Consider the following 11,599-nt stretch of genomic DNA (forward strand, 5'->3'; position numbering starts at 1 on the left):
TGGAAGCGTGGCTTGAGATACACCTGCATGATTACATGTTTCTTCCTGCTTGCTGGCTGCTGGAGCAGTTCCCCCATTGAGGAGAGGAATTTGGAAGCAGGCATTGCATTGGACGCGGTACCGCAGCAAACGGAGACATCGGCCGAGGAAACAGACCCGCAGCCTCCGAAAAAACAGATCCGGAGAACTGTTCAGTTCGTTCTTCCGAATACAGGGACCTCAGAAACCTCTTCACATGGAAACCGATTCTATAATGAAGAAGAACTTGGCGATTCAATCATGGAAATGACAAGGGAATCCTATCTCAGCAATCAGTCTCCGGCAGGATTTCACCTTAAAACCATTGTCATTAGTTCGGAATTACTTCAAAAAGTTCCCCTTCAGGAACTATTGGATTTTTATTTGGCGGATAACGACATTCGACTGAGTATTCTGCTCTTAACAAGCACCGGCACAGCAAGCGATGTGTTCAAGGAAATGATATCGGGGAAAACGCCCGCCTTCATGCTGAAAGATCTTTTTGACAACCGCAGCCACACCAATCGTCTCGTCAAGCCCGTAACTCTCGCCAAAGTGATCGGACCGCTAAAATCGAGGTCTAGCTTCGTGTTACCCAACGTCATCAGGATTAGGGATGGAATCACACTGTCTGGTGCAGGGGTTATCAGGGGGGACACGCAAAAATATGCAGGATATCTGAATAAAATGGATGTAGAAGGATTGCAATGGATTACAGGAGATTTGACAGGTGGGATTGTAAAAGGTACCGATTCCCGTTCGCAACGGGATTTCGTCTATGAGATCAAATCGGCAAAAAGCAATATTCAGGCTCACGTTAATAAAAACGACATTTCGTTCCATGTGAAGATTTCATCGGTGGGTCGCCTTTCTGAAAGCTTTGTTTCTGATGCAAATAAAATGAAGGATCAGACACTGCGCGAAGAAGCAGGTGTTGTTCAGGACAAGATCAAGGAGCTGGCACAGCAAACGGTATCCAAGATGAAAAAAATGCGGGTGGAGGTAGCACATATGGGCCAAGCCTTGCGAATTCAACACCCCGATATGTGGGAACAAGTGAAGGACCATTGGGATCAGGTCTATGCAACCGTACCCGTGACCTTTGAGGTGAAGGTGGACATTGAAGATTTCGGAGCCTCTACGATGACCGCGAATTAATAATGCGCCGGGAGGCATCCAGCCATTCCGGCGTCCAGCAGATCGGGGCTAAGCGTCAAATCCGCTCCGGGTAACCACGCACGCCTTATACACTTTCAGACCTCAAGTTTAAATACAAAAAGCGCACACCGCAAAAGTGTGCGCTTAAATTCCCCTCCTACTGCAGCATCGTATTCCGTTCAATATACACGTGATATCGTTCGTGAAACACATTCGCAAGTGGAATGAACAACAAATCATCCTCGGCATAGCGGAAAGCGAACCCATGCGGCCCGGTTTCCTTGGTGAAACTTTCCTGAAGGGCATCCTCGCGCAGCTGAAGCCGCAAATAGTCACTTTCTTCAGAGAGCGCAGCCAAAATGTACGGCCCATACGCAAGAGACGCCAGTTCCTTCCGATCCGGCGACGTTTCCAGGCGGAGCCTGCAATCGAAGAAGAGCGTGATCTCGTCTCCATCCTCCCAATCCCGTCTGATGCATATATACCCTTCAGGGTCGTTAGCCATGTCGGCTGGCTGGCCGTTGATCTCCATGCGGCAGTCCGGCCCGGCCCAGTAAGGACGGCGAATTTTTAATGTAAAAGCCCCTGCCCCCTCCACCCGCAGCGTTGCTTTCCCGGGATCGTGCAACTCCGCGTCCAGCGTCAGTTTCATCTGCCGTTCCCGCCAACGGAGGGTTGAAGGGATCAACAAATTAACATATAGCGTGGATTCATCGTAATGATAAATCGCCTCCGGATACTTAAAATGGTTCTCCAATCCGGTGCCATGGCAGCAGGTATTCCCCGCTACGTCAAAAGACTTTGTCCTGCCCGGTGCCAGCGGCATGAAATACGTGCTGCCTCCCGTCGGTTGATGATCGCAGGAGGCCAAAATGTGATTAAACATCGTACGCTCGTAATAATCCATATATTCCGTTGCCGGATGATACACAAACAATTCCTTCGTCAATTTCAGCATGTTGTACGAGGCGCAAGTTTCCGCGGTTCTATCGCTGAGACACTCTCCAATTCTGTCTGGCTGCCGGAACATTTCGCCTTCTCCCGTGCCGCCGATCGAATAGATATGCGCACCCGTAACGGCCTGCCAAAAAAAACGGGACATGTCGTAATACACCTTCTCCCCGGTAGCCTGGAATATTTTCAGGGCGCCGATGACCTGAGGGATATGCTGGTTGGCATGGAGACCGCCAAGGGCGTCAATACCCGCGCGCAGCGGCACAAACAGACGATCGTTTTCAAACAGGTTTGCCGCCGCCAAATGTTCGGGCTTATGTGTTATGGAGTATAGCTCAGCAAGCGATTCGTTCATGCCGCCAAATTCGCCGGCGATGTACATGCCCCACATGGTTTTGAGCACGTGGTTAGGGAGCCTGTTCAAACGGTGATACACCCAGTCGCCGAGCTGATCGGCGATCGTCAGCGCCGTACGAATTCCCAAATGGCGGTAGCAGTCTAGCAACCCGGCAAAGATCTTGTGCAGGGTGTAGTAAGGAGCCCATATTTCCGGATAGCGGGTAAACTTCTCCAACTGGTCAAATTGTTCCTCTGTGTAACCGCTGAGGAAGCCGGCATGAATTCCTGCTTGGCCTGCAAAAGCCTGCTGGCATTCTTCCAGCGAAGCGATCATGTACTCTGCTTTCCGCTTAATGTCCTCATCCCCCGAAGTCGCATAGCACAATGCCAGCGCGGACAGATAGTGCCCGGTCGTATGCCCCCTCAGCAAACAGTCGGGCGAATCCCAACCGGTCATTTCCGGAGCTCCGCGCGTATCCAGTCCGGCGGCAGCTCGGAAATTATATAACATCTGGTCGTCATTGACATTTCTCAAAAAGACCTGGCTTCTGTCCTGAGCCGCTTTAAAGACGGTCCCGTCCTTCAGCGCCACCGCATCAGCGGGTAAGCCGTGCACGGCAGGAGTTGTGTCCATCGTTTCCCGTTCAAGCTGCCCGGTTGCCATCCAAACTTCCGCACTTACCGGAATCGCCGTGTCTTTCAGGACCCCTTTAAACATGATAGGACCGGGCTCATCAACAATGCATGCCTCCCCCTGTTCCCAATCCACCGCATGGGAAATGATCTCTCCCTCGGTCGTTTCGACCACGGCGACCGTCGGCAAATAAAACGGCCTCCCCTTTTCCTCTTTCAGCAGTATCGGATAAATCCTTGACACCCGAATTTGATTCTTTTCTTCCAAAATGGTCACTTCAAAGACTTTTTCCTTGATGCAATCGCCATATCGAAACGTTGCGCGCAGCGGAACCGTGCGTTTGCCAATGCCGTATTTCGGCCGGGTTACCGTGCCGTCGTCATGGAGAAAGCGGGAATCCCCTGATGTCCAGTTGATTTTTGAGCCGTATTTCCCTTCCAGGGGCAAGCGGAGATCGAATTCCACCGTGGCCAGATTGCCTAAATACAGCGTCTCCATATCCTTGATTACGATGCTTTCATCCTCTTTAACCAAACCCATGTCATGCCCCCCTATTCGCTTGTGGATGTTCCAATCACCTTCCACTGTTGAATGCCTGTGGATGTCGTTGCCTTGGCCTTCATGGTTAGGCGGATTTTCGTCGTTGTTACCGGATCAAAGGAGGTCACATTATACTGATCCGGAAGAACGCCATATTCGGAAGGATTCGACACCTTCACCCAATCGGTTCCCGTCCAATACTGGATGTAAAACGACGCTGGCAGATCGATCCCGTCATGATCGGCAAACCAGTATACCTCGCTGGACGAGAGGGTAAACGGCCGGTCAAAATCATACTGCACCCACTGCTCAGTCCCACGAGTATCCCAGTTCCCGTAAATCGGGTGTCCCCTGTCCGCCGAGCTTGTCGGCTCGTATTCGTCATTTAGTCCCACCAGGCTTTCCCAAGGCGAGACGTAGGAGGCCGTAATGTTCCCTTCAACCGCTACGTTTGGATTTACCGGTCCCGGCGGTTCGACAACGGGCGGAGATGGTTTATCCGCGGCAAGAGCGGCGATATCGGCCGCAAGCAGCGCACGCGAATAGAGCTTGATTTCATCGAGACTTCCGGCAAAATAATGTTCGTTCGTCCCGGACTTTCCGATATACTTGTTCGCTCCATTCAGAAGGGATCGGATGCTGCCTGGATTCACATCCGAGGTCCTGGCCAGTTCAGCCCCATCCAGGTAAAGGATTGCCGTGCTTCCGGATACGGTGACCGCCGCATGATGCCATTGTCCGGATGTTACGCCGCTGCCAGAAATGTTCACGGCTCCGGTCCCCTGTGGGCCCGGTGCCGTCAAGCGTAACGTTCCGCCAGCTTCGATGGATAACGCCATGGATTTGCCTGGGGGTGAGCCAAAATCGAAAATGCGCACGTTGGCTGCGTTTATATCAGAGTTGCCGGAGGATGAGGCATCTGCACTCCCCGCCACGTTTACCCATGCGGAGAATGTGAAGTCCTGGGCTCCTTTCAGCATCCGATCCGGAAGCTTCATGTAGCTTGACGAGCCGTTCAGTCCCATTCCTCCGCCTCTTGCGCCGTCCGTCCGAGAAGCATGATAAACGGCAGCATCACGGCCTGCACCGGAATAATCCAGGGCGATACCGGAATCCTCGGCCTGCTCTTCATCAAATAAGTAACTTCCGGCCAGCTCTCCCTGACCGACATTTAATGTGAATTCCTTTTGAACCGGGGCGCTCTTCTCGTCATAATCCCGGAGTTGTACCGTAAACCTGTAGCTGCCTTTGGCCTCACCGGATACTTTTCCCGCAATCTTGCCCGTAAAACGGTCCAACATCAGTCCCTCCGGCAACGTTCCCCCTGCAATATTCCAATCATAGAAAGGAACTCCGCCTTCCGCCTGCAGCTTCAGCTCATAATTCTGTCCTGGCTTAGCATTGGGAACCGGGGTGTTTTTAATGGCCGGGCTAAGAAAAGGCGTCAGTGTATGATTCAATTTCCAGCCTGCTTTTTCCGCAATCAACAGCGTCAGTTTGGTCAGCATCCAGCGCTTGTTGTGAAAGAGATGTGTACGGCCGCCATTCTGGCCACTGATCCGGTCCCAGTATTGCGGTTCCCCAGGAATATGGTAGGTGTCATCCAGCGGAACCGGAACCCCTTGGTACGCGACGATATTGTCCGCCGTTCCTCCGCTGCGTTTATAGGCAGCCATCCCTCTCCAGCTGTGGGAAAATGCAAGCGCATGCCCGAATTCGTGCATGATGAGTCCGTACACGTCTGTAGAGGTGTCGGACATCTCCGTCAGGTACCATTCCTCATCATCCAGCGAGCTAAACGGCGTTGCAGTATCGTAAAAGTCCAAAATGGTGAGAAGCGAACGATGAATTCTGTCGGGAACCGTCACCCCGTTACGCTTATGATATTTCCCGTTGTCGGATGCTCCGCCAGTGGAATAAGGCTCGTTAAGTCCTCTGAGGTAAATCCACATTCCGTTGTAAGGCTCATTATTGGTCGCGGAGATATGCCCGTCAAAGTTATCCTGCGGCAGTCGGGTGACTTCCGAATTCGCCGGGACGGTATCGAAGGGCTCCATATCAAAGAAGTAAAACCAATCCTTGATTGCCTGCTCGCTGGCGTTTCGGATCGCCGGATCGCTGAAATATGGCTGGATCGTATCATATCTATAATCAAATTTCAGCGGCAGGCTCGGCTCTCTGGCATCATCCTGGTCCCATACACGAATCGGGGTGGTTTGTTTTTGGACATTGCCATTGGCATCCGTGACCGTGAGCTCCAGCGTATAATGTTCGATTTCACCGTTGCCTCCGATTCGGTCGGGATGAATTTCGAGCAGAAAGTGCTTGCTTTCGCCGGTATTTTGAAACGTCAGCGTCTTTGCCGCCCCGGTTGCGCTCAACGTGCTCGGCCGGTCCATCATCAGGCGAGAGGTGCCTTTGGCCTTGATGTCAATCGTCAATGGATAGGCGGCGTCTTTCGGCGGAACAACGTTCAGTTTCACATACGGGTTGGCGATGTATCCCTGCCAGTCTACCAGTTCGACGCCGTAATTGTTGAGCGTTCTTCCGAAAATGTCAATGATCTTCGCCTCGCCGTTGGTTGAATCCGGTTTCACGGGCTCGGCCGCGGCCGGGAATGCACATAAGGAAAACAACAGCGTAAAGCTCAGCGCCATGGATAACCATTTTTTCATGTTCATTCCTCCTCATTTCATTTCTTATAAAACTGCTCTCTGGCACCCGAAATGCCTAAATGAAATTGGATCAAAGCAGCGGCGCGAATCCGGCGGACATGCTCCATCGCTTCAAGCAGGTTATGTTCCCGATCCTTCCCCAGCACTCCAGCATCTCGGCAAATGGCGGCCGCCGCAACACTGCCTTGAGCCATAGCGACCTGCGCGCTTTCGATTCCCGTAATATTGCCAGCGACGTACAAGCCCTCTACCGGCGTCTGCATTTCCTCGTTGTGCAGCGGAATATGACCGCCCAGTTCCTCTGCATACACCAGAGGGCATCCGGCCACCGCGGCCAATTCCGCGAGTGGGGATAAACCGCCGGCAAGAGCCACAAAATCGACGTTCTCCTCCCGCTCGCTGCCCGGGATAATTTCGCCTCTCCCGGTTACATCAGCCAGCGTCACGGATTCCACGTGATGTTCGCCGTTAATGGATATCGCGGAAGTGCGGAGCCGTAAAGGAATATCCCATATTTTAAGCCCGCCCCGTGGATAAAAGCGGGATACCGCGCCAGCCAACCCAAAGCTCGCGCCCAGCTTTCCTCCGATTCTCATCAGCGGAGACGGTGCCAAATGAGCAAGGCCCAGCAGACGCTTCACCGCTTCTTTAGGCAGCGCTTCCTTACCGAATACGGAATTTCGTTCTGGCAGCACGATCCCGGCGAGTGAAATCCCGCTAACGGACAGTTCGCGGGCAATCGCCATGGCGAGCACGTTCACGCCGATGATTAGCCCGCGGTGTCCCGGCTTCACATAGTGCACATTGGCCATCACCTGGGCGGCCCCAATCGACATGACCCCTGGCAGCGTCCAGCCCGGCGTCGGCTGAGGAATTTCGGCGGCGCCGGTGGCGAGCAAAACCCTTGCTGCCGAGAACGATCCCCCCGCGGATCTTACGACCCAGCGATGTTCAATCCGAAGCATGCTGTGAACGGAAACGCCACAGCGGATATCCACGCCCATGACGCTGCATCTTTCTATCAGCTGCTCCGCAACCTGCCTCCCAACCCACCAGCTCCCTTTTTCCTCGTGGAACTGTCCCAGCATGCGCCCGCCCGGCTGCGGGAATTCATCCAGCACAGCTACGCTTAAGCCATGCTCAGCCACCGCTGCGGCGGCCGATAATCCCGCCGGACCGGCTCCAACAATCAACAAATCGAATGACGGAGCTGAGGTCATGTCAGCTTCCTCCCTGTAATTTCATTGGAAAGCTGCCGCCCTTCCGAAATCCGCATCCCCTCTTCGAGCGGGGTAAGGCAGGAGCGCACCTGCCCCCTCCCTTCCACGTTCAGCCGGCATTCCATACAGTGGCCGATGGCGCAATACAGCCCGCGAGCGGTGCCGGACTCCTCATGCCTGCGCAGTCTGCGAATCCCCGAGGCCAGCAGGGCCGCGGCAATCGGTTCACCCTGAAGTCCGGTCAGCTTTCTGCCGTCAAACGTAAAGCTGACCGGTTCTTTCCCCCTCTTCAGCGGACCCAAAATCGGATGATTCGTAATCCGTTCCATTACGCTTCACCATTAGCCAGCTGGCCAAAGGTCACCGGCCGCACCGGAGGTCGGTGGGGCAGCAGTTCCGGATCGCGGGCAGACTCCGGATTTTTGGCATGCACCCAGGTTTCGAGGAGATGCCTGCATATCCTGCCCTGGCAGGCTCCCATACCGGCCCGTGTTTTCATTTTTAGCTGCCTTGAAGTATGGCATCCTGACTCGTATGCGGCCTCCAATTGAATGAGGGCTACTTCTTCGCATCGGCAAATGATCATGGAAGAGCGTTTCATGGGAACCCTCCTATCGATAAGAAATGGCACACGTCTTAAGCTCGGTAAAGAAATCCAGTGCAGCCTGACCCTGTTCGCGCGTATGGGAGCTTGACAGCTTCATGCCGCCAAAAGGCGCCTGATACTCAACACCTGCCGTTTCCTGATTGACACGGACCATTCCGGCCCGGGCCTCGTCCAGGAACCGGTGGGCATGCGATAAATTTTGAGTAAACAGCGAAGCGCTCAGCCCGTAAATCGATTGATTGCACAAAGCCACCGCTTCGTCAAAGTCGGCTGCTTCCAGCACCGTGGCGACGGGTCCGAATATTTCCTCCTGGATCAGGGGGTGTCCTGCGCCTACGCCAGCGGCCACGATCGGCCGGATATAATAACCATCCTGATCTCCGGAGAGCGGCGGACCTTGCGCCAGAATATCCGCTTGTTCGCTCGCCATATGCACATAAGACATCACGGTTTCGTACTGGCTTGCGGAAGCCACGGGACCAAGGTAAGCCTCGCTGTCAAGTGCCGGAGCCAGCTTGATTTTGGACAAGGCATACGACAATTTCTTGATGAACGAATCATAGATTCCCGACTCAACGATAATCCGGCTTGTTGCCGTACATTTTTGGCCCGCCGATCGAAACGCGCCGCTGACAATAAGCGGCACAGCCGTTTCAAGATTGGCGTCGTTTAATACGATCGCAGCATTTTTGCCACCCATTTCGGTCTGATATTTGATATTGCGCTTGGCGCAGACTTGAGCAATGCCAAGTCCTGTGGACGTGGATCCGGTAAAACTCAAGGCATCCAAAGGCGTTTGCTCCAGCAGCGCTTTACCGATCAGGCTGCCCTTGCCGATAACCAGATTGATGACGCCGGACGGAAGCCCCGCTTCTTCAAAAAGTTCTGCCATCCTGGTCGCGGTCAGCGATGCAAGCTCCGCCGGTTTCCATACCACTGTATTTCCACAAATCAGCGCAGGGGCTATTTTCCAGATCGGAATGGCAACGGGGAAGTTCCAAGGTGTAATGATGCCCGCTACGCCGAGAGAAACCTTCCTGGTGAATTGCAGCACATTCTGCTCGCTGGAAGGGATGACCGCCCCGTTCGCCCGGAGACCCTCGGCCGCGTAATAACGCAGCAGATTCACTCCCCGCCTTACTTCACCGCGCATTTCGGCTATCGGCTTCCCCATCTCCATGCTTGCGAGGGTAGCGACGTCATCTGATTTTGACTGCAGCAAATCCGCCATCCGTTCCAAATGACCGGCCCTGGCGGGGCCACTCAAGCGAGACCAGGAGCCGTAAGCTTCACGCGCCGCCTGCTCCGCCTGAATGACTTGTGATGAATCCGATAAATGCAGCACCCCCACCTGCTCCTTGGTGTTGGATGGGTTGATTACGGCGCACTCTCCCGCTGTCGGCTCTATCCATTCTCCCCCGATCCAGTTGCGGCTGTTTTTCATTTGCGTTCCTCCTTTTGCAGGATTCATAATTCAGCTTTATTGGTTAAGGCTTCATGGCTGGCTTATTTCGCGCTTCACGGCAAACTCAAATGCTTCTTTGATGGCGATATAGTCGGCTGCCGGGAGTGGCAGGCGAGGCGGACGCGTCGGTCCTACCGGGAATCCGGCCAGTTCCATCATATATTTGATCGATTGGACAAGCTGCGGACTGGCATCAAAGTGGAACAAAGGGAGAAGATGGCGATATAGAACAGACGCCTCCCGAACTTTGCCCTGTCTCGCCAGATTGAACAGCTCCACTCCTTCCTTAGGCAGAGCATTTGGCACGCCCGAAATCCAGCCCGTTGCCCCGCACAGCGCACCTTCCATAGCCAAATCGTCAACGCCGATCATCACTTCCAGATCCGTATGAGCCAAAATATCGTGCACGCGGCGGATGTCCCCGGAGAATTCCTTCACGGCCACGACATGTTCAAGCTCGGATAGCCTGGAAAGCAGCTGGGGAGTCAAATCAACTTTGTAATCATGCGGGTTGTTGTAAACGATGATCGGCAAACCCACCTCATTCACTGCTTCATAATGAGCGATAACCTCAGACTCAAGTGGCTTGTAATTGATCGGTGGCAGTGCCATTACGCCGGCAGCTCCCGCGTCCTTGGCATGCCGTACCCAATCTACCACTTGCTTGGTGGATGGCGCCGCGGAACCGACGACTACAGGCACTCGGCCTGCCGCGGTTTCGATGACCGTCTCCACAACCTTGGCCCGCTCCTCCCGCGTTAATGTCGCATATTCACCTAATGATCCAGCCGGAATCAAGCCGTTCACGCCTTGTGAGATAAGGTCATCGCAAAGCTCTGCCAGACGTTTGTAATCGACCTCGTAATCCGCTGTAAACGGTGTGACAAGCGCGACATAAACCCCTTCAAATGTTGCCATATTGACATTTCTCCCTTCAGTGTTATCCATTTCAATATCAACCTCGATTCAGTAAAGAACAAAACCTTCCGGCAGCGAGTCTGACGGATCGAGCAAGAAATTCATGAATCCCAGGATGTGAGCGGTTCCGGTGAACCGAGGAATGACGGCTCTATACCCGTAAATGTCCTTTTCCCCTTCGATGCTTCCCACGATTCGCGCGCCAGTGATCCCTTCATAAACGATCTGCTGCCCTGGCTTCAACGAACCGCAGGAATGCAGGACCGCCATGTGAGCGCAGGTGCCAGCCCCTCCTGGCGACCGGTCAAGCTGCTCTCCGGCAAATGCAGCCGTGCAGCGATATGCGAGCCGGTTCGGGTTTCGGTCATCGCACGATGCATCTCCCCTTTGATAAAAAAAGACGCCGTGAATTCCGGATATCCAGTCCAGGTGCGGATGCTTCACCTCAAGCCGCCGTTCGATCTCCTCGCGGATCAGCCTGCCCCATTCACGCAGCTTCGGAAGGTTGAACACATCCCCGTCTCCCAAAGCTGACATATCGACCACAGCATAAAACTCACCGCCAAAAGCGACATCGACCCTTACCTCCATGCCTTGAACCTTCACCGCAAGCTGCTCGGCATAAACGAAGCTTGGGACATTCAAAAAAGAAACTGACCGGACTTCATGTCCATCGAAATCGGCAAATGCCTTGACCGTTCCGGCCGGGCAATCGATCAGAACGCCGTTGGCAGCGTCCGAAGCAGATAGCTGCCCCGTCGACGCCCATGCCGCAACGGCGGCGATGATTCCGTGACCGCTGATGGCCGAAAGGCCTTCCTGGTTCAGGAATAACAATCCAAAGCTCGCTTCTGCCGTTGTCGGTGCCGTCACAATCGCTCCCGTCATCTCACGATGCCCTCGCGGTTCAGCCAGCAGCAGCTTCCTGACGGAATCGAAATGCCTTTTGAAAAATAAAGACTTCGCATGTTGAGAGGAGCCTTTGATCTGAGGCACCCCCCCGGTGATGATCCGCAGCGGCTGACCGCAGGAATGCGTATCGAGCGCCGCATACCACTTCGTTGTTTCCAT

At 54.0% G+C, this 11,599-nt stretch carries 9 protein-coding genes; 1 reads left to right on the forward strand and 8 read right to left on the reverse strand.

All coding sequences use genetic code 11. From position 1 onward, the window contains the following. The first annotated feature begins 27 nt into the window (after positions 1-27). Positions 28-1,176, forward strand: coding sequence for a Ger(x)C family spore germination protein (locus PPA03S_RS06320; RefSeq protein ID WP_245683529.1), 1,149 nt, complete (start codon positions 28-30; stop codon positions 1,174-1,176). A gap of 157 nt (positions 1,177-1,333) precedes the next feature. Here PPA03S_RS06320 and PPA03S_RS06325 read toward each other — a convergent pair whose 3' ends face one another. The 8 genes from PPA03S_RS06325 to PPA03S_RS06360 are packed head-to-tail and all read right to left on the reverse strand — an operon-like array spanning position 1,334 to position 11,599. Continuing rightward, positions 1,334-3,643, reverse strand: coding sequence for a beta-L-arabinofuranosidase domain-containing protein (locus PPA03S_RS06325; RefSeq protein ID WP_062320971.1), 2,310 nt, complete (start codon positions 3,641-3,643; stop codon positions 1,334-1,336). Between the two features lie 11 nt (positions 3,644-3,654). Further along, complete coding sequence (locus PPA03S_RS32190; protein WP_369691082.1) at positions 3,655-6,318, reverse strand: LamG-like jellyroll fold domain-containing protein; 2,664 nt, start codon at positions 6,316-6,318, stop codon at positions 3,655-3,657. A 17-nt stretch (positions 6,319-6,335) separates the two neighbouring features. After that, on the reverse strand, positions 6,336-7,538 hold the full coding sequence (locus PPA03S_RS06335; RefSeq protein WP_062320973.1) for an NAD(P)/FAD-dependent oxidoreductase: 1,203 nt from the start codon (positions 7,536-7,538) through the stop codon (positions 6,336-6,338). Beyond that, a complete protein-coding gene (locus PPA03S_RS06340; RefSeq protein ID WP_062320975.1) occupies positions 7,535-7,867 on the reverse strand; it encodes a (2Fe-2S)-binding protein in 333 nt (110 codons plus the stop codon). The genes PPA03S_RS06335 and PPA03S_RS06340 overlap by 4 nt, the downstream gene beginning before the upstream one ends. Next, positions 7,867-8,139, reverse strand: a complete 273-nt coding sequence (locus PPA03S_RS06345; protein WP_062320976.1) for a (2Fe-2S)-binding protein — start codon at positions 8,137-8,139, stop codon at positions 7,867-7,869. Before PPA03S_RS06345 ends, PPA03S_RS06340 begins: the two co-directional genes overlap by 1 nt. A gap of 10 nt (positions 8,140-8,149) precedes the next feature. Continuing rightward, a complete protein-coding gene (locus PPA03S_RS06350) occupies positions 8,150-9,589 on the reverse strand; it encodes an aldehyde dehydrogenase family protein (RefSeq protein ID WP_062320978.1) in 1,440 nt (479 codons plus the stop codon). Positions 9,590-9,640: 51 nt separating this feature from the next. Beyond that, positions 9,641-10,528, reverse strand: coding sequence for a dihydrodipicolinate synthase family protein (locus tag PPA03S_RS06355; RefSeq protein WP_062320979.1), 888 nt, complete (start codon positions 10,526-10,528; stop codon positions 9,641-9,643). Positions 10,529-10,576: 48 nt separating this feature from the next. Further along, positions 10,577-11,599: a proline racemase family protein gene (locus tag PPA03S_RS06360; protein WP_062320981.1), complete on the reverse strand. Its 1,023-nt coding sequence runs from the start codon at positions 11,597-11,599 to the stop codon at positions 10,577-10,579.

The sequence above is a fragment of the Paenibacillus pabuli NBRC 13638 genome (assembly GCF_001514495.1).
GTDB lineage: Bacteria > Bacillota > Bacilli > Paenibacillales > Paenibacillaceae > Paenibacillus > Paenibacillus pabuli.